Source organism: Tenacibaculum maritimum NCIMB 2154, assembly GCF_900119795.1.
Lineage (GTDB): Bacteria > Bacteroidota > Bacteroidia > Flavobacteriales > Flavobacteriaceae > Polaribacter > Polaribacter maritimus.
Window position 1 is genome coordinate 2,461,963 of the sequence record NZ_LT634361.1, and the last position, 18,709, is coordinate 2,480,671.

General features: G+C 34.5%; 17 protein-coding genes. 2 read left to right on the forward strand and 15 right to left on the reverse strand.

Annotated features, from left to right (window positions below):
* Positions 1-105: 105 nt before the first annotated feature.
* From MARIT_RS11010 to MARIT_RS11030, 5 genes are all read right to left on the reverse strand, one after another.
* The gene (locus tag MARIT_RS11010) at positions 106-900 is read right to left on the reverse strand and encodes a hypothetical protein (protein WP_157926258.1); all 795 of its coding nucleotides are present in this window, start codon (positions 898-900) and stop codon (positions 106-108) included.
* A gap of 276 nt (positions 901-1,176) precedes the next feature.
* Complete coding sequence (locus MARIT_RS11015; protein WP_024740671.1) at positions 1,177-1,908, reverse strand: M48 family metallopeptidase; 732 nt, start codon at positions 1,906-1,908, stop codon at positions 1,177-1,179.
* Positions 1,898-4,927: a type I restriction endonuclease subunit R gene (locus MARIT_RS11020; protein WP_100211538.1), complete on the reverse strand. Its 3,030-nt coding sequence runs from the start codon at positions 4,925-4,927 to the stop codon at positions 1,898-1,900. Before MARIT_RS11020 ends, MARIT_RS11015 begins: the two co-directional genes overlap by 11 nt.
* 101 nt (positions 4,928-5,028) lie before the next feature.
* Positions 5,029-6,231 carry a restriction endonuclease subunit S gene (locus tag MARIT_RS11025; RefSeq protein ID WP_100211539.1) on the reverse strand — a complete coding sequence of 401 codons (1,203 nt, stop codon included), beginning with the start codon at positions 6,229-6,231 and terminating at the stop codon, positions 5,029-5,031.
* Positions 6,222-8,639, reverse strand: a complete 2,418-nt coding sequence (locus MARIT_RS11030) for a type I restriction-modification system subunit M (RefSeq protein ID WP_100211540.1) — start codon at positions 8,637-8,639, stop codon at positions 6,222-6,224. Before MARIT_RS11030 ends, MARIT_RS11025 begins: the two co-directional genes overlap by 10 nt.
* Before the next feature lie 246 nt (positions 8,640-8,885).
* On the opposite strand from MARIT_RS11030, the gene MARIT_RS11035 reads away from it, so the two are divergent.
* Positions 8,886-9,443 carry a PAS domain-containing protein gene (locus MARIT_RS11035; protein ID WP_157926259.1) on the forward strand — a complete coding sequence of 186 codons (558 nt, stop codon included), beginning with the start codon at positions 8,886-8,888 and terminating at the stop codon, positions 9,441-9,443.
* A 7-nt stretch (positions 9,444-9,450) separates the two neighbouring features.
* Here the strand turns inward: MARIT_RS11035 and MARIT_RS11040 are convergent, their stop codons facing one another.
* From MARIT_RS11040 to MARIT_RS11080, 9 genes are all read right to left on the reverse strand, one after another.
* Complete coding sequence (locus MARIT_RS11040; protein ID WP_100211542.1) at positions 9,451-10,191, reverse strand: Dph6-related ATP pyrophosphatase; 741 nt, start codon at positions 10,189-10,191, stop codon at positions 9,451-9,453.
* Between the two features lie 101 nt (positions 10,192-10,292).
* Positions 10,293-11,660, reverse strand: coding sequence for a 30S ribosomal protein S12 methylthiotransferase RimO (gene rimO, locus MARIT_RS11045; protein ID WP_100211543.1), 1,368 nt, complete (start codon positions 11,658-11,660; stop codon positions 10,293-10,295).
* 115 nt (positions 11,661-11,775) lie between these two features.
* The gene (ftsY, locus tag MARIT_RS11050; protein ID WP_024740664.1) at positions 11,776-12,729 is read right to left on the reverse strand and encodes a signal recognition particle-docking protein FtsY; all 954 of its coding nucleotides are present in this window, start codon (positions 12,727-12,729) and stop codon (positions 11,776-11,778) included.
* Positions 12,730-13,302: 573 nt separating this feature from the next.
* Positions 13,303-13,455: a DUF4295 domain-containing protein gene (locus MARIT_RS11055; protein ID WP_084339855.1), complete on the reverse strand. Its 153-nt coding sequence runs from the start codon at positions 13,453-13,455 to the stop codon at positions 13,303-13,305.
* Positions 13,456-13,496: 41 nt separating this feature from the next.
* Complete coding sequence (rpmG, locus tag MARIT_RS11060; RefSeq protein ID WP_024740663.1) at positions 13,497-13,679, reverse strand: 50S ribosomal protein L33; 183 nt, start codon at positions 13,677-13,679, stop codon at positions 13,497-13,499.
* Between the two features lie 27 nt (positions 13,680-13,706).
* The gene (gene rpmB, locus MARIT_RS11065) at positions 13,707-13,946 is read right to left on the reverse strand and encodes a 50S ribosomal protein L28 (RefSeq protein WP_024740662.1); all 240 of its coding nucleotides are present in this window, start codon (positions 13,944-13,946) and stop codon (positions 13,707-13,709) included.
* Positions 13,947-14,113: 167 nt separating this feature from the next.
* The gene (locus MARIT_RS11070; protein WP_024740661.1) at positions 14,114-15,358 is read right to left on the reverse strand and encodes a competence/damage-inducible protein A; all 1,245 of its coding nucleotides are present in this window, start codon (positions 15,356-15,358) and stop codon (positions 14,114-14,116) included.
* 63 nt (positions 15,359-15,421) lie between these two features.
* A complete protein-coding gene (locus MARIT_RS11075; protein ID WP_024740660.1) occupies positions 15,422-16,030 on the reverse strand; it encodes a fumarylacetoacetate hydrolase family protein in 609 nt (202 codons plus the stop codon).
* A gap of 43 nt (positions 16,031-16,073) precedes the next feature.
* Entirely contained in the window at positions 16,074-16,913 is an 840-nt protein-coding gene (locus tag MARIT_RS11080) for a 1,4-dihydroxy-2-naphthoyl-CoA synthase (protein ID WP_024740659.1), read from the reverse strand.
* Positions 16,914-17,005: 92 nt separating this feature from the next.
* On the opposite strand from MARIT_RS11080, the gene MARIT_RS11085 reads away from it, so the two are divergent.
* The gene (locus MARIT_RS11085; protein ID WP_024740658.1) at positions 17,006-18,283 is read left to right on the forward strand and encodes a hypothetical protein; all 1,278 of its coding nucleotides are present in this window, start codon (positions 17,006-17,008) and stop codon (positions 18,281-18,283) included.
* Positions 18,284-18,295: 12 nt separating this feature from the next.
* On the opposite strand, the gene MARIT_RS11090 is transcribed toward MARIT_RS11085, so the two are convergent.
* Positions 18,296-18,709 carry a S1 RNA-binding domain-containing protein gene (locus MARIT_RS11090; protein WP_100211544.1) on the reverse strand — a complete coding sequence of 138 codons (414 nt, stop codon included), beginning with the start codon at positions 18,707-18,709 and terminating at the stop codon, positions 18,296-18,298.

Consider the following 18,709-nt stretch of genomic DNA (forward strand, 5'->3'; position numbering starts at 1 on the left):
GTTTTAAAACGTAAAATTCATATGTTGGGATTAATAATCAGTTCGAAAAAGAGGAAGCCTGCAAAATGCTTGAAATTTTATTGAAAGTGGAAGCATTTGTTGTATTTATTTTGTTGATTCTTTATATTGATTATCTAATTTATAGTATTTCGCATATTTTTGATTTAATTCATGTTTATCTGGAGGATAATTTTTATAAGGATTTTTATTATATTTTTCTTGGAGATTCTTTTTTTCATCTTTACTCATAAAGTAATTACGATAAAGTTTAGGTTTTGTAATTACAAAAATCATTAATGGGTAATAATCGAATCCTGTAAAATAAACATATTCTTTATTAATATTATTCTTCCATTCAAAATCAGAAGCTTTATTAATTTCATTCCTTAAATTATTCTTATAATAAATTTTTAGTCCACCTTTATTTTGATAATTTTGTTTGACTCCTAGAAACGGGATAGCATTATTATGAAATTTAAATTGGGTTTTGGCAATACCTGTCGTATCTACTTTTATTATTCGGGAAGCTCCTATTCCTAAAAACCCCCCAGTCCATTTTTCTTTTTGCCCATTAGGTCTGTCATACTGTATCGCAACAACACCTTCATAATTTTGGGGAAGAATAATAGTTTGTTTATAAGGTCTCCAAACATACCAAGAAGCTAATAATACATAGATAAATGGTAAAATAACTAAACTAAAATCCCAAAGTTGTAATTGCTGTTTCGTTAATTTTGTTTCTATTCTATTTTTCTTATAGACCGTTTTTAAGATAAAATAAATTAGAAGTAATGCTATTCCAATTATAGATATTCTCCATAGGTTCGTGAATATAAAACTAATCATCAGTAAAAAACCAAATACTGTATAATATATCCCTATGTTTCTTAGTCTTTTCATTTTGCTTGTTTTAAACTCAGTTTTTTTAAATAGTAGCCAACGTTCTCGGCTATTAGTTTTTGCGTGAATTTAGGAATAAATTTTCTAAGAAAAAACTTGGGATTGAAAATCGGGGAGGATTTTATAAGTAGTATAGCTATAAGTTACCCTACAAACCGAACTGTTTAAAAGTATAAAAAAGTCGCTTAAATAAATAGTTCCAAATTTATTAGGTAGTCCATTCCTTATCCAAAACAATTACACCAACAGGGAGTTTTGAAAAGTTTTAGAGCGAGTTTAATAGCCCCCTTCATAAGGTGCTAGTGGCAAACTGTTTAAGGTATTTCGATGCATTCTCCATTTGGGCATGAATGTATCCATATAAAAAACAAACCTATCGTTATGATGTCTTTCTAATAAATGCACCAATTCGTGTACGATTACATATTCCAAACAGGTTTTTGGTTTTTTAGCTAGCTCTAAATTTAACCAAATTCGCTTTGCTTCAATATTGCAAGACCCCCATTTGGTACTCATTTGTTTGATGCTCCAATCGTGGCATTGTACCCCAATAATAGGCTCCCATTTGGCTAGCAATACAGGAATTTGTTTTTTTAACTGGCTGCGGTACCATTCTTTCATTAAGGTGGCTTTTTGTGCTCGGGTTGTTGTTGCCTTTACATAAAAATCCAACCGTTTTACGCGGTTAAATTCAATTCTATTTTTCCCTTTTTCTTCAATAATGACATGTAACAAAACTCTTTTCCCTTGAATATAATGGCTTTCTCCGGATACATAGGTTCTTGGGGTTTCTCGAGATTGCCCTGCAAAGGATTTGATATGTTGTTTGATCTTCCCTAGTTTTGAGATGGCAAACAGGCGTACTACTTCGGGAGCTGTTTGTTGTGGAACGGATAGCCTGATACTGCCCGTAGGAGGATGCACTGCTAAATACATATTGGCTATATTTTTCCGTAGCACCTCTATTTGGAAATTGGCTATTTTTATGGTTTCTATACTAATACTCATGCTGTGCTTTAATGATTTTCATCAATGCTAAGGTTTTATCCATATCCACAACAGCCTCATTGATGGCTAACATTAGCTTTTTTTCTTTAATGCCTCCATCTTTCCATCCATCTAATTTATTTTCAACAATTATTTTATCTAAAGTCAATGCCAATGCTTCGTTCCTTTCTACATTATCATATAAAGCCTTTTTTCCTCTTGTATCCAAGGCTTCTGGATAATCATTGGTGTTATTTTCATTAGATACCTTCTCCGCTAACTCCTTAATTTGCTCTAAATATTTCTCATATTCTATAGCCTCCTTTTTTCGTAACTGAATTAGTTCGTCTAAAAGCTTAGACATTTTTTCATAATACTTTGGATTGGCTTGAGATTCTTCAATGATGACTTTACGTACGTTATTTTCAATGGTTTCTGCAACTGCTTCTTGCTTTGTCTTATTTACATAAACCATATCTGGTTCAGATACTTTAGTGATTAAACCTACCAGAGTTTGATTTTCAAAATCGGATAGTTTGCGGCTCGATTTAGCATCTAAATACATGTCCATTAATTGGCGCATTCCTGGTTCAAAACGTTTAAAATCTAAATAATCACCACTGGCTTGCTTAATGGTATCTCTTATATCTGAATAGTACTGTACTTCTTCTTTTATCTTTTTAGCTTCTGCGTCAGAAAATCCAATTTTATGCATTTCGTTGGCAATATTGGCATAGGCTCTAATTAAGGCAACCACTGCCTTGTATAAAAACACTCTTTTTTCTTCTGTATTTTTTAAATCTTGTGCATTTTCTGTGTTTCCGCAAAAGTACCTAATATAATTGGGTTCGTCTTTAGGATGCACGGGTTCACATAAAGCACTTACAACTTCTAAGGCTGTTTCTAAACGGGTTTTTCCTGCTTCTTGTCTATCTTTTAATAAGCCTTTTACATCTTCTTCATCATAATTATCAAACACTTCAGAAGTATAATCTGAAATAGATTTTTCTAAGCTTTTAAATAAATCTTTATAATCTATAATATATCCGTATTCTTTTTCATCGCCATCTACTCTATTTACCCTGCATATTGCTTGAAACAACCCATGGTCTTGCATCTTTTTATCAATGTATAAATACGTGGCAGATGGGGCATCAAAACCCGTTAGTAATTTATCTACAACAATGAGCAGTTTCATTTTAGCGGGTTCGTTGATAAAAGTAGCCTTTGCTTCTTCTTCAAATGCTTCTGTAGATTTTCCTTTTAGCATTTGCGTATATACCTCATATTTTAAGAGTTTATCGGTAAGTGCTCCTTCGCCTGCTCCTTCTCCTTTAATATCGGCATGATGTGGTTGGTATGAAGTGATAATCGCACATTCTTTAAAACCAGCACGCTGAAAAAGTTCGTAATACTTACAGGCTTGATATACAGAGCCTGATACTAGCATGGCATTTCCTCCTCCAGAAGAAAGCCTAGGTATTACTTTAAAATCTCTTATGATATCAAATACAATTTTTTCTAATCGCGATTTAGATCCTAATACTTTTTGCAGGGTTCCCCAACGTTTTTTTAGTGCTATTTTAGCCACATCAGTCAACCCTTTTGTTTCCGCATCAAACCATTCATCAACACTTTGCTGGTCGGTTACAAATTGTGCTACATCTCTTGCTTCGTAAAGTAAATCCAATACAACACCATCGTCCACCGCTTCATCAAATTTATACGGATTGCCAATATAAGTACCAAAAACTTCAATAGATTTTTGTTTGTCTTTTTTGAGTAGCGGTGTTCCTGTAAAACCAATAAACAAGGCATTGGGTAATATGGACTTCATGGCTTCATGTAGCTTCCCTGATTGTGTACGATGGCATTCATCTACAAATACATATATATCTCCTTTGGCTCGAAAATCTGATCCGAAACTTTGTGTTAATTCTGCTATATAAGATTCATAATCACCACTTTCATCGTTTCGTCTAAATTTATGTACCAAGCTACTAATAAGCATTGCTGTTTTTTGGTTTAGAACACTTAATAAATCCCGACCACTTTTTGCTCGGTATATGGTTTCGTCAACCCCTGCAAATAATTGCTCTATTTGACTATCTAATTCTTGGCGATCGGTAATAATTAACACCCGGCTATCTTTTATATTCTCTCGAATCCATTTCGTGAGCCAAACCATGGTTAACGATTTACCAGATCCTTGGGTATGCCATACAATACCTCCTGTTCTGGTTTGGATATTGTGTTGTGCTGCTTTGATTCCAAAAAATTGGTTGGGTCTGCTTAATTTTTTAACTCCTTTATCATATACCACAAAGTCATGGATTAATTCTAGCAAGCGTTCTTTTTCACATAATTGAGCAATATGTTTGTCCAATACATAATCATAGTGTACCGCACTTTCTTCTTTCCATTGTAAGTAATACTTCTCTGGAGTACCTATGGTACCGTAGCGGATTCCTTGCGTATCATTTCCTGCCAATATGAATTGCATGGTGGTAAAAAACTGCGGAATAAATGCAGGTTGTTGATTGTCTATATTTTGACGAATCGCGTCTGTTACCCCCACCTTGCTTCTTTTCAACTCTAAAATTCCTAAAGCAATCCCGTTTACATAAATGACAATATCGGGTCTTTTGTTGTGTTTTCCTTGTACGGTAACCTCTTCTGCAATGGCAAAGTGATTGTGTTGTATATGCTTCCAATCTACCAACCAAACCGTTTCTTTTTGTTTCCCTAATGCTTCTCTTACAGATATACCATAACGCAATAGTTTATAAACTTCTTTATTTGCCGCATACAAATCGTTGGCAAGATTGGTTACTGCCTTCATAAAAATAGAAATGGCTTTTTCTGAAAGCGTTGCAGAATAGCCTTGCGCGATAAGGTATTTTAATAGCAGGGCTTCTTCTACGGGATATTTACGTACTTGTTTTTCCCAATGACCAAGATAACTATACCCTAATTGGTGTTGGAATAGTTGTACTACTCTATTTTGTGTTGCTCTTTCTGATTTTCCTATATCGTACATTTCTATTTTTTTCTATTCAATTTAATGCCATCCCCCCTATTCACTCAATACCACTTTTTCTTTTTAAGCCTATTTAATGTTATGATTCTTACGTTTCTTCGCTATACCAACCTCGTGTTACCAGTTAACAATTCTTCTAGCATCCCTTGTTTAAGTTGTTGGTATTTTGCTTTTTTGGTTTCTAATTGGGTAATTTCTACCTCCATATCATAAAGTATCCTAATAATTGCTTTTTGCTCATCAATTTTTGGGATATGAAAGTTAAATTTTGACATATCTGAGCCATAAAGATGATAGACGGTTGTCCCACTAATTAAGGACATTATTTGTTGTTTATTCATTGATATTTGGTAGCTTAAAAACGCTCCGTATAAGGATTTATTAGGTCTTATTACGAGTACATCTCCGCCAAGAATAATATCATCTTCAAATAGAGCACTTGCAGTAGCTAATCCGTTTGGTGTAACATCAGAAGTAGGCATCAATACATCATTTTCTTTTGAAAGAAAAATATCCGAATTTTCGTTTGTACGACTCCTTACTGATGTTATTATATGGTTATAATTAGTAAATAACTCCCCATAGTGGATACATTTATATTTTCCTTCTTCAATAATATCAGACTTTGGCAACCCTTTACCTTTATAGAAATCTGCTTTTTCCCCCAATTTCTTCTCCACCCACTCCCCAGAAAACCCAGGTAAACGTTTCCCACCTTTATGCGGTGGCGTTAACAACTGCTGCATGGCACCTTGTTTGATGGCTTGTTTTTTAGCTATTAAACTTTCTAAACTTGCAATCAGGTCATCCATATCGCTTAAAGCGGTAGCGATGGCTTTTTGTTCTTTTATAGGAGGAGCTATGACTCTAATATTTAGACAAGATTTCTTATTTAATTTAGGTTGAGCTGTTCCTGAGTTAAGTAAAGAATAATCTAGGCTTTCCAAGTATTCAGTAAGAAAATTTATATTAAAGAACTTGTTTGGTTTCATCACATGTGCGTGATTGTTAACCCAAGCTTTTCCTTTAATAATAAAAGCTAGTGGTAAATTTCTGCTTAGAATATTCTCACCATCCTCACCTAATAATATCAATTCATCATCAAATATATAATCATTGACATAATCTATAATTCCAGAAGCTCCATAATACGGATAATTTCCCGACACTCTCTCATTTGCCTTTATAGGTCTCCTTTTTCCGTCTAAAAACTCTACAGCTTCAGAAAGGCTAATAACAAGCCAATCCTCTGGAATCAAACCTACCTCGGTTTGCTTAAACCCCTGTTTCGTTGTTAACTCCATACCAATCCCATCGTTTTTAAGTGTTCGCTTACCTTATTTTCCAACACATTGGTAGTACCATCCAATTCCGTTAAGGTATGCTCATAACGCGCTGCTAACTCTTGAATACGGCTAGTTAAACGCTGCGAAATCGCATCCATTTCCGTTTGTAAGGTTGCCTGTAAGCTTGCCAACCATTTTTTATCCACCACCAATTCGCGTACTTCTTCTTCCGTTAGTTTTCCATATTGCGCCAAGCAAAGCGCATCCAAATCCGTTGCCATTGCTTTGGCCTCCTTTTTTAAACTCGCTTCTTTATTAAAAAGCTTTAGCAATTGGTTCGCTACCTTAAATGCCGCTACTTCGGTAGGCTCGTCTTTAATTTCTTTGAGGTACTTACTTAGAGTCGTTTTGGTAATCCCCCCTTTATCATTGGTAGCCTCCTGTAGCAATCCTTCTTCCCCCGTATGCTCTTCTATCCATTCTGCACTCTTTGCCTGTACACTTTCTAGCTCCGCCTCTACCGCCTGCAATGCTTGTTGTTCTTTAGCTAAGTAAGTATCTATTATTAATTTCTTGGGGAGTACATCACACGTCCAACCCTTATCCACTTCTTTACCTTTCTTATTCTTTTCAATAACACGCTTGGTATTCGCTACCCATCCCTCTTCTATTAACAAATACACATCATCTTTAAGCGTACTATTCCAATAATCTAACAAATGCTGATACACATCATACTTATTGACCAATGCCTTATTAGCATAACGAATCAGCAAATCTTCCGCAATGGTTTTAATAAACACTTTAGGTTTGGTTGTGCTATCAATACTATTAAAAAAAGCATGATTTGCCGCAGCAAACTCCTTAAAAGTAAGATCTAGCGTGGCATGATAGCTCTTAAAATCGGGATGTTGGTAAATGGCATGCTTGATTTCAGATGTTGCCACATTCAAACCTAAATACCCCGCTCTTAAAGGACTCAATAAGGTTTGTTTAAGAGTTGGATACACCTCCCAATACTCTTGCAAAGCAGCTATATCTCTTTGCGGTATCCCTCCATTTAAATGCCCATCCAAATCTTGAATATCTTCCGCTTCCTGAGTATCTATATACCTAGGGATGTTTAAATTATATTCATTCTTTTCAATTTCTGCAAAAGGCACACAACGCGCATACCTATCCACTTCCATTTGCGAATTAAACACCTCCACAATTTTGTACAAATCTTGTTCCCGCAAACGGTTTTTATTTCCGTCTTTCATAAACCCTTTGCTTGCATCTATCATAAACACCCCTTTACGTTTATTAGCATGTTCCTTATCCAATACAATCACACAAGCAGGAATTCCTGTACCATAAAACAAATTAGCAGGCAAGCCAATAATTCCTTTAATCCACTTACGTTCTAGTATGTTCTTTCTAATTTCTGCTTCCGCATTTCCTCTAAACAAAACCCCATGCGGTAAAATAACCGCTCCCTTTCCTGTACTCTTTAAAGAACTTACAATATGTAATAAAAAAGCATAATCCCCATTTTTTTCTGGAGGAACTCCATAGCCTTTAAAACGATGAAATACATCATTCATAGGCACAATACCACTCGTCCAGTTTTTTACAGAAAACGGCGGATTCGCCACAACAAAATCAAAACGCTTCAACCGTCCATCCTCTTTAAACTGAGGATCCGTAATGGTATTTTTACTAGCAATAGAAGCCTCAGGATGGCCATGAAGCCACATGTTCATAATTGCCAATCCTTTAGTAGCAATATCCTTTTCTTGTCCGTACAAAGTCAACCCATTAGGTGCTTCATCAGCCACTTTTAACAACAATGATCCCGAACCACAAGTAGGGTCATACGCAGTATAAGAAGGCCTATCAGCCTTATCCACTTCAATGACCTGTGCTAAAATCCTAGACACCTCCGCAGGCGTATAAAACTGTCCCTTACTTTTTCCAGATTCCGTAGCAAAATGACGCATTAAAAACTCATACGCATCTCCTAAAATATCATCATCCTCCGCACGATTATTTTTAAAATTCAAGCCTTCATGCTCAAATATGGCAATCAATTTTGACAAACGATCCACCTTTTCTTTACCCGATCCTAATTTTTCATCATCATTAAAATCCGCCAATTCCATAGCACCTTCCAAACCATTGGCAGCAAATAGCGGTTTTAGAATATCCTTATTAATTCGGTCACCAATATCAGGTTGCCCCTTTAAAGCCACCATATCCTCAAAAGAAGCCCCCTTCGGCACCTCAATCAAGCTCCTAGAATTTCCTGCATACTTATCAGACACATACTTTACAAAAAGCATGGTGAGTACATAATCTTTGTATTGAGAAGCATCCATTCCGCCACGTAATTCATCACAACTTGCCCATAAAGAGCTATATAAATCCGATTTTTTAATTGCCATTCTAGCCAGTTTGTTTTTATAATAAAAAAATGTTCTATTCTATTTTATACGCTCTAAATGTATCAATAATCAACACAACATACAAAATTTCCCCCTGATATTATCCACTTCCAAACGAACTGCTAATTTCTTAGCATCCCATTAGAAAAATACCCCACCCTACAGCATAATATGTACTTTAAAGAGGCCTCTTTTTTTGAAAAGTGTTTGAATTATAGTATATTTCCCCTTATTTTGTTGATTGACATGAAAAACGATTTAAAAAACATGCTTTGCTTGGACCTCTATGTAGCTTCTTTAAGCCAAGAAGCTTATACCAACCTACAACCCGCATTGGCAACCCCTACTAAAAAACACCTCCACATACGAAGTTGGGGGATTCAAAATTTATTTAAGGAAAATACGCTTGCCAAAGACATCAAGGCACTACATACATTCGCTTTGGCATTTCAATGGCAAAATGACCTGCGTCGTATTTTACACAAGAACCCCTCTTATGAAACCCTGATTCTAACCAATGCTTCTAAAGAGATTGTTTGGGTAAATGATGGCTTTCAAAAAATGACGGGATATGACAAAAGTTTTGCCTTGCATAAAACGGCAGGATTTTTACAGGGTGAAAAAACCTCTCTAGCTACCCGAAAAAGAATCCGAAAAAAGCTATTAAAAAACAAGCCCTTTAAAGAAGTCATCCTTAACTACAGAAAAGACCAAACGAGTTATGAATGCGAATTGACAATTTTTCCGCTTGCTTCCAAAGCAAAAACAACACATTTTTTAGCCTTGGAAAAAGAGGTGGTTTGATGCTTTTTTAAGGCAATAATTTCAAATCGCAATACCAAAATCCAGTACTCGTACTTTTGGGCGGCTTGGTGGTGGTATTTTGATAACAATTTTCAGACGTTTCTTCTTCTAACCGATACGATTTCAACACCTTTTCCCCTATTTCAAAACGTATGGGCTTTTGAAATATAGGTCCCTCAAAACAAAAGGTATGAAACTCTCCATTTTCTCCACAAACATCTACCCCATCAGGCAATTGACTTATAAATTCTTCATCAATAACTCTTCCTACAAACTCTTTGCCCAATAGTGTTGCATTTACACAAACAGTGATGGCTTTAAAGCCCAAAGCAAGAAATGCTTTTAACAGTTGCTTGGTGTCTTGTTTCCATAATGGATACACCCCTGTAATTCCTACCTCTTTTAGTTTTTCATCTCTATATTGCCTTAAATCTTCCAAAAAGATATCTCCAAAAATACCATGTTCCAATCCCTCCAATTTCAAGCGAGTGGTCTTTTCTCTCATCTTTTCATTGTATAAATCCATCGTAACATTTGCAGGGAGATATATTTTTTCTAGCGGAATTCCAATACTTTTAGCCTGTGCCTCCAATAAGCTTTCATGAAGCCCATGCATTGAAACCCTTTGGTAATCTTGATTAACATTCGTTACCAACGTGGTTACCTGATAACTATTTCCTTGCAATATTTGATACAACGCATAAGCAGCATCTTTTCCAGAGCTCCAATTAAAATAAGCTTTTTTCATATGTTTGGTATTGAGGTTCTTTGTACCTTATAAGGCAATGAAACGTATTTGCGATACCTAAAAAAAGACTTGCCTAAATGACAAGCCTTCTTAAGTTTATATTATTTTGAATGTTTTATCTTTCTTTTTTGATGCAAGCTAACAGGTTTCTCTTGTTTTACCAAAGGCGTTCCATACAAATCAAAATCGCCCGCCTCATCAATTTTAATATCGATAAACTCTCCTATTTTAATATAATGTTGCTGTGCATCTACAAGAACATCATTATCTACATCAGGCGAATCAAACTCTGTACGTCCGTAATAATATGCCCCATCTTTTCTATCAAATAAGCAACGGAAAGTTTTTCCTACCTTCGCTTGATTCAACTCCCAAGATATTTGACTTTGTACTTCCATAATTTCGTTCACCCTTCTAAACTTCACCTCCGCAGGCACATCATCTTCCAAACCATAAGCACCTGTATTTTCTTCATGCGAATATTCAAAAGCTCCCAAACGCTCAAAGCGCATTGCTTCAACCCAATCCTTCAACTCTTGAAATTGCGTTTCTGTTTCACCAGGATACCCAACAATCAAGGTAGTACGAATGGCCATATTAGGCACTGCTTCACGAAACTTATGAATCAATGCCGTTGTTTTTTCATGCGTGGTACCACGCTTCATTGATTTTAAGATTTCTGTATTGATGTGCTGCAATGGAATGTCAAGATAATTGCACACCTTAGGTTCGTTTTTCATGACCTCCAATACGTCCAACGGAAATCCAGAAGGAAAGGCATAATGCAAGCGAATCCATTCAATACCTGCTACCTTTACCAATGCTTTTAACAAATCCGCCAAAGCCCTTTTCTTGTACAAGTCCAATCCATAATAAGTTAAATCTTGTGCAATTAACATCAATTCTTTAATGCCTTTTTTAGCCAATTTTTCAGCTTCAATAACAATGGCTTCTATAGGAGTTGACTTATGTTTTCCTCTCATCAAAGGAATGGCACAAAAAGAACAAGGCCTATCACACCCTTCTGCTATTTTTAAGTATGCATAATGCTGCGGAGTGGTTGTCAAACGCTCTCCTATAAGTTCATGTTTATAATCTGCTTCTAAAACTTTTAATAGATTAGGCAAATCATGCGTTCCAAAATATTGATCTACATTGGTAATTTCACTTTCTAAATCTGGTTTGTATCGCTCACTTAAGCATCCTGTTACAAAAACTTTATCTATTTCTCCTTTTTCTTTTCTTTGTGCATGATGTAGGATCGTATCCACAGATTCTTCCTTTGCTTTTCCTATAAATCCACAAGTATTAATGACTACAATGTTACCTTCATCGTTTTCATCTTCATGCACAACCTCTTTTCCATTTGCTTTTAATTGCCCCATTAAAACTTCACTATCGTAAACATTTTTAGAACAGCCTAAAGTAACTACATTGATTTTATTTTTTTTGGTTGTTTTTGTACGCATTGTATTATCATAAATTTAGGTTGCAAAAGTACTACTTTTCAACGTTTTTGCCCTATAGGCATCAAAAAAAACTCCTTTCATTTTAGAAAGGAGTTTTATAAAAATATGCTTTTGTTTATATAAAGAATGAATCTACAAATTCATTTTTATTAAACACTTGTAAATCGTCGATCCCTTCTCCTACCCCGATGTATTTTACAGGGATTTGAAATTGGTCTGAAATACCAATCACTACGCCTCCTTTGGCTGTTCCATCCAATTTGGTAACGGCTAAAGAAGTTACTTCTGTTGCTTTGGTAAATTGTTTGGCTTGTTCAAAAGCATTTTGCCCTGTTGATCCGTCCAATACTAAGAGTACATCATGCGGCGCATCTGCCACCACTTTTTGCATGACTCTTTTTATTTTTGTCAACTCATTCATGAGGTTTACCTTGTTGTGCAAGCGCCCTGCGGTATCAATAATTACCACATCTGCATCTTGTGATACTGCTGATTTTAAAGTATCAAAAGCTACGGATGCAGGATCAGACCCCATTTCTTGCCTTACTATTGGAACTTCTGTTCTATCTGCCCAAACTTGTAACTGGTCTATGGCTGCTGCTCTAAAAGTATCTGCTGCTCCTAAAACAACTTTTAATCCTTGCTTTTTAAATTGAGCTGCCAACTTACCAATAGTGGTTGTTTTACCAACACCGTTCACCCCCACAACCATTAATACATAGGGCTTTTTATTTTTAGGAATGGTGAATTCAGTGTCATTCCCTAGGTTTGTTTCTGATAAAAGACCTGCTATTTCTTCACGAAGAATTTTATTTAGCTCGCTAGTTCCTAAATATTTATCTCTTGCGACTCTTGCTTCAATTCTATCAATAATTTTCAAAGTAGTAGCTACGCCAACATCAGAAGCTACTAGTATTTCTTCCAAGTTATCTAGTACATCATCATCTACTTTAGATTTTCCAGCTACAGCTTTAGATAATTTTGTAAAAAAACTTGTTTTTGTTTTCTCCAACCCTTTATCTAACGTTTCTTTTTTTTCTTTTGAAAAAATTTTCTTAAAAAAACTCATTCTGTTTAATTTATGATCGTTTTTAATACTATAAAATCTATGCCATTTATGCTTTATGGTCAGTATGTCAGATTTTGATCGAATTATATATGCCTTTTTGTAACTAATAGCGTCATATACTGCTAATAATCTCACGTATCTTTTGAACCATGATGGAAATAAACGCTTTTTTCTATGGAGTTTATTTCATATGATAATGGGTATAAACTTTTCTTTCTATCCTCATTAAAACTTTTTTTATTGCCCAAAGCATCACTGTTTGGAGCTGTTTTTTGTTTTTTCTTCTATCACAAGAGTATCTTGTGGTGTACACAAAAGGCTTGTAACACACTGCTTAGGTGTAAAAAGTTTACTTGGGTTGCTTTTAGAAGCACAAGTTTTCAAAAATACACATTTTTACATAGAACTCATCTTGACGTTTCATTTTTAAGCCTAAGCGTATTAAAATACTTTTAAAAAAAATGCTTTTGAAAGTCATATTAACTCCTAGGTATCAAAAAATAGGGGAGTTCATATATAAAAAAAGCTACTCTCTAAATGAAAGTAGCTTTTTTTTAAAATTGTGTACAAGAATTATTTCTTTGCTAAGAAATCATTTACTTGTGTAGGATCCATGATAGCTTCAACAAATGTGTAAGCTCCTGTTTTTGGAGACTTTACCATTTTGATAGCCTTACTTAATCTTTTCGAACCTGTTTGTAACGATGCTACTGATTTTTTTGCCATGTTCTAATATTTTATATGACGTTTTTAACTAAAAACGTTAATTATTTAATCTCTTTGTGAACTGTCATTCTTTTCAAGATAGGATTGAATTTTTTAATTTCCATTCTATCTGGAGTATTCTTCTTATTTTTCGTAGTGATGTAACGAGAAGTTCCTCTCTCACCTGATGCTTTGTGCTCAGTACATTCTAAAATAACCTGTACTCTGTTTCCTTTTTTTGCCATCTCTCTAAAATTTTATCTAGTAAGGAATTATTTTGTTAAGAAACCTTTTTCTCTCGCTTCTTTAATAACAGCAGAGATTCCTTTTTTGTTAATATTTTTTAATGCAGAAGCTGATACTTTTAATCGAATCCATTTATCTTCTTCTGGAATGTAAAAACGCTTTACCATTAAGTTAGCGTTAAACTTTCTTTTAGTTCTATTTAATGCGTGAGAAACGTTGTTCCCAACCATTGCTTTTTTACCTGTAAGTTCACAAACTCTAGACATCTTCTTGACAGTTTTTAGTGTTATTTCTAAACGAGGTGCAAATTTATGCATTTAAATTCATTGCACAAAAATATTTCTCGATTAAATTTTATTTTAATTTGAATCTATTATAACTGAGGCTAAGCATCTAACCTTCTGGAAGCGTAACTGGGCGCGAATTTACAAAATTATTTTAATAAATATGCTTGTAGTAGCTCTAAAGATTTATGAACAGTTCTTTGGAGTACTTTTTCTCGAGGCTGTCCAAAATTAAATTCCGCTACTTCAACGCCCTCTTTCGTTGCAATTGCGATATATACGATTCCTACACTTTTATCATTATGGTCAGTAGTTGGCCCTGCATTACCTGTTACTGCAATACTATAATCTGTTTTTAGCCGTTGTAAACATCCTTTTGCCATTTCTTCTGCTACTTCTTTACTTACTACGGTATGTTTATTTATGGTTTGCGGTAGTACGCCTAATAGTTGTTGTTTTACCGCTGCTGTATAGGTTACGAAGCTTCCTTTAAAATAAGCAGATGCTCCAGGTATTGCTACCAAACTAGCTGCTATTTTGCCTCCCGTTAAGCTTTCTGCGGTACTTATTGTTTTACCTTGTTCTTTTAGTAATTCTCCTACTCTTTTCTCTATTGAATCTCCATCTTCTAACCCCACAATGATATCTGGTAGTAATTGCTTTAATTTTTCCAATTCCTTTAAAAGCGTATTTTCTACTATTTCTTTCTCATCTCCCTTTGCTGATAAACGCAAACGAACCCTACCTATAGCGGGTAAATAAGCTAACTTTATAAAACTTGGTAGTTCATTTTCAAAATCTTCAATACGCTCTGCAATAATACTCTCCCCTTGCCCATAAGTTATTAGTGTTTTGTGCATTATAAAAGGCAAACGAAACTGTTGCTGTAATTTAGGAAGCACCTCGTTTGTCATTAAGCCTTTCATTTCATAGGGAACTCCTGGTAACGAAACAAACACCGTATTGTTTTCATAAAACCACATTCCAGGTGCGGTTCCTACCGCATTCATTAACAAAGTTGCTTTAGACGGAAGTTGTGCTTGGTAACGTTGAATTTCTCTATAAGGATGGTTTCCTTTTAAGAAAAGCGCTTTGATATGTGCTACTATTTCAGGGTACTCTACAATGTTGTCATCTTTAAAATACCTTGCAATTGTTTTTTTAGTTATATCATCTTTTGTTGGTCCTAATCCTCCTGTTAGAATAACGATATCAACTCTACGCTCTGCCTCTTTTAAGGCTTTTAAAATATGTTGTTCGTCATCTTGAATAGAAGATATCTGATACACAGAAACCCCTATACTATTTAGTGCGGTTCCTATCCATTGTGAATTTGTATCAACGATTTGCCCAATAAGAATTTCATCTCCTATGGTAATTATTTCTGCATTCATATTGTATTATTGATAAAAAAAAAGCGCAAGGTATAAATTGATACTTTGCGCTTTTTATAAAACTTATTTGATCTTTATTTGAAATGCTTGTTTTCCGGATAGGATTCCGCACAACACATCGTTTTCCTGAACTTTTCCTACCCCTGCTGGAGTTCCTGTAAAAATAACATCTCCTTTTTTTAAGGTAAAATATTCTGAAACATAGCTAATCAATTCCTCTATTTTCCAAAGCATTGTTTTTGTGTTTCCATCTTGCACTACTTTATCATTTTTCAGTAACTGGAAAGGTATATTTTCCAAATCAAATGCTGACTTAGGATAAAATTCACCAATAACTGCACTTCCATCAAATGCTTTTGCTTTTTCCCATGGAAGCCCTTTTTCTTTACAATGCGATTGTACATCACGGGCAGTAAAATCAATTCCTAAACCTATTTCATCATAATATTTATGGGCAAATTTAGGAGCAATATGTTTTCCTACCCTGTTAATTTTTACCAATACCTCTACCTCATGATGTACATCATTCGAAAAAGGCGGGATAAAAAAAGGCATTTTTTTAGGCAATATAGCAGAATCTGGTTTTAAAAAAACAACAGGGTGCGCTGGCTTTTCATTAGACAACTCTTCGATATGCTTGGCATAATTACGCCCGATACAAATAATTTTCATGTATTTTTATTTCTGTTTGATACCTCTATCTTTTTATGTGCTCTTAAGGAATCCAAACCTTAGGAAAGTTAGGTTTTCTTTTTTCAAGAAAAGCATCGCGTCCTTCTTTAGCTTCCTCAGTCATATATGCCAATCTGGTAGCTTCTCCTGCAAACACCTGTTGCCCTACCATTCCGTCATCTGTTAAGTTCATTGCAAACTTTAACATTTTAATAGAAGTTGGTGATTTAGCTAATATTTCTTGTGCCCATTGGTAAGCTGTATCTTCTAATTCATCATGTGGAATTACGGCATTTACCATTCCCATTTCATAAGCTTCTTGTGCGGAATAATTTCTTCCTAAGAAAAATATTTCACGAGCTTTCTTTTGCCCTACCATTTTTGCTAAATATGCAGAACCATATCCTCCATCAAAAGAAGTTACATCTGCATCTGTTTGCTTAAAAATAGCATGTTCTTTACTCGCTAAAGTCAAATCACAAACCACGTGCAAGCTATGTCCACCTCCTACGGCCCATCCTGGAACTACACAAATGACTGCTTTTGGCATAAAACGAATCAAACGTTGTACTTCTAAAATATTTAATCGGTGGTATCCATCATCACCTACATATCCTTGATGCCCACGAGCCGTTTGATCTCCTCCTGAACAAAAAGAGTAAACGCCGTCTTTGGTTGAAGGTCCTTCAGCGGATAATAAAACAACTCCTATGGACGTATCTTCTCCTGCATCATAAAAAGCATCATATAACTCTGAAGTCGTTTTTGGGCGGAATGCATTACGCACATTAGGCCTATTAAATGCAATACGCGCTACTCCATTTGACTTCTTATAAGTAATATCTTCGTAAACTTTTGCAGTTTTCCACTCTGCTTGTATCATATTTTCAAAATTTTATCGTTCTTTACTGAGCAAAAATAGCACAATAACTTTATTTTTCTTTTTATATTTGACTAATATAACCCTAGGTACTTATGAAACATTTTCTTTTACTTATAACAATATTTATTTATACAACGTCTTTTTCTCAGAAAATAATTACAAAATCATATGATTCTAAGAAATTAAATAAAGAGAGAACTCTAAAAATATTCTTGCCTAAAAACTATACAAAAGATACTATTTCAAGCTATCCATTAACAATTGTATTAGGAGATGAATACCTTTTTGACTTATATGTGGGAAGCTCCAAACTATTTGCTGATGCTGATATGGCACCTAGGCAAATTGTAGTAGGAATTGATATGAAAAAGACGTATAATAAAGATACTTCAATTGTTCCTGCAAACAAAGCGCTTACAAGTACTGCCAGCTCTTTTTACGATTTTATAAAAGAGGAGGTTATTCCGTACATGGAAACTTCTTACAAAGTGTCTCCTTTTTTAACTATTGTAGGAGAAGGCAAAGCAGCTAATTTTCTTACCTACTATTTAAAAGAAGTAACGCCTGTTTTTAATGCCTATGTTTGTATAGCTCCTGCCTTTTCTGAAAGTACTGTAAATATTATCAACTCTTATAGTTTAAAAAGACTTAATGCTATTGATAACACCTTCTTTATTTATAGTAATACTAGCAAACATACTTCCAGAAAACAACATAACTTTTTTAATGAAGTAAAAGCATTGATCTCTTCTTATGATGCTAAAAATCTTCGAGTTAATTTTGAGTCTTTTAATGATTCTCCTAATTTATTATCATCCATAGGAGAAGCTGTTCCTAGGGCTATTTCACAGATATTCAAATTATATGCTAAAATTTCTAAAGAAGAATTTAATAAACACATCAAAGATCTTCCTCCTTTAGAAGCTATTAAATACGTAGAAAAAAAGTATTTAGATATAGAGTACTTATACGGCACTAACTTGAACGTGCGCTTAGACGATATTTATATTATTGAAGAAATTGTAATGGATAGACAAGATGGTGACTACCTACGCGTTTTAGGTGATTTTGCTTTGATTAAGTATCCTGATTTGCATCTGGGTGATTTTTATATTGGTAAATACCATGAATTGGGAAAGGATTACGAAAAGGCAGATTTTTATTATAAGGCTGCTTATGGTAAAATGGAATTATCTGACCCTAATGCTGATGCCTTTTATGAAAATATAAAGCGGGTAAATAGACTGATGAATAGTGCTCCAGAGGAACATTTAAATTTACAAGAAGAAGAAAATTTAGAAGAGCAAGAGGAAGAACAACAAGAAGATGAGCAGCAAGAAGATCATGAAGAACAAAAAGAGGGAGAATAAATAACTCCCTTTTTATGTTAAGCTGATTCTATCTGAAGATATTACGATCTTTTTATTCTTGTATAAATTACCAATAGCTCTTTTGAATGCTTTTTTACTCATTTGTAAATGAAATTTAATAGATTCAGGAGAGCTTTTGTCAGTTAAAAGTAAAAAGCCTTTTTCTTTTAACTTATTCAGAACAACTTCTACATCTGTATCGATGACACTTTTAAAACCTTGGGGACGAAGGCTAACATCTATTTTTTCGTCTTCGCGAACTTTTTTAACATAGCCTTTCATTTTCATTCCTTCTTCCACTTCAGAAAAGATTTCATTTTTATACAAAAGACCTTCAAATTCCTCATTTATCAACACGGTATATCCCAACATTGTTTTTTGTCCAATTATTAAATCTACCTTATCTCCTTCGTTTAAATATTCCAT

Bases quoted from the DNA above. Each gene is read 5' to 3' on its own strand.
- MARIT_RS11010 (WP_157926258.1), bottom strand. From the start codon at position 900: ATGAAAAGACTAAGAAACATAGGGATATATTATACAGTATTTGGTTTT.
- MARIT_RS11015 (WP_024740671.1), bottom strand. From the start codon at position 1,908: ATGAGTATTAGTATAGAAACCATAAAAATAGCCAATTTCCAAATAGAG.
- MARIT_RS11020 (WP_100211538.1), bottom strand. From the start codon at position 4,927: ATGTACGATATAGGAAAATCAGAAAGAGCAACACAAAATAGAGTAGTA.
- MARIT_RS11025 (WP_100211539.1), bottom strand. From the start codon at position 6,231: ATGGAGTTAACAACGAAACAGGGGTTTAAGCAAACCGAGGTAGGTTTG.
- MARIT_RS11030 (WP_100211540.1), bottom strand. From the start codon at position 8,639: ATGGCAATTAAAAAATCGGATTTATATAGCTCTTTATGGGCAAGTTGT.
- MARIT_RS11035 (WP_157926259.1), top strand. From the start codon at position 8,886: ATGAAAAACGATTTAAAAAACATGCTTTGCTTGGACCTCTATGTAGCT.
- MARIT_RS11040 (WP_100211542.1), bottom strand. From the start codon at position 10,191: ATGAAAAAAGCTTATTTTAATTGGAGCTCTGGAAAAGATGCTGCTTAT.
- rimO (WP_100211543.1), bottom strand. From the start codon at position 11,660: ATGCGTACAAAAACAACCAAAAAAAATAAAATCAATGTAGTTACTTTA.
- ftsY (WP_024740664.1), bottom strand. From the start codon at position 12,729: ATGAGTTTTTTTAAGAAAATTTTTTCAAAAGAAAAAAAAGAAACGTTA.
- MARIT_RS11055 (WP_084339855.1), bottom strand. From the start codon at position 13,455: ATGGCAAAAAAATCAGTAGCATCGTTACAAACAGGTTCGAAAAGATTA.
- rpmG (WP_024740663.1), bottom strand. From the start codon at position 13,679: ATGGCAAAAAAAGGAAACAGAGTACAGGTTATTTTAGAATGTACTGAG.
- rpmB (WP_024740662.1), bottom strand. From the start codon at position 13,946: ATGTCTAGAGTTTGTGAACTTACAGGTAAAAAAGCAATGGTTGGGAAC.
- MARIT_RS11070 (WP_024740661.1), bottom strand. From the start codon at position 15,358: ATGAATGCAGAAATAATTACCATAGGAGATGAAATTCTTATTGGGCAA.
- MARIT_RS11075 (WP_024740660.1), bottom strand. From the start codon at position 16,030: ATGAAAATTATTTGTATCGGGCGTAATTATGCCAAGCATATCGAAGAG.
- MARIT_RS11080 (WP_024740659.1), bottom strand. From the start codon at position 16,913: ATGATACAAGCAGAGTGGAAAACTGCAAAAGTTTACGAAGATATTACT.
- MARIT_RS11085 (WP_024740658.1), top strand. From the start codon at position 17,006: ATGAAACATTTTCTTTTACTTATAACAATATTTATTTATACAACGTCT.
- MARIT_RS11090 (WP_100211544.1), bottom strand. From the start codon at position 18,709: ATGGAATATTTAAACGAAGGAGATAAGGTAGATTTAATAATTGGACAA.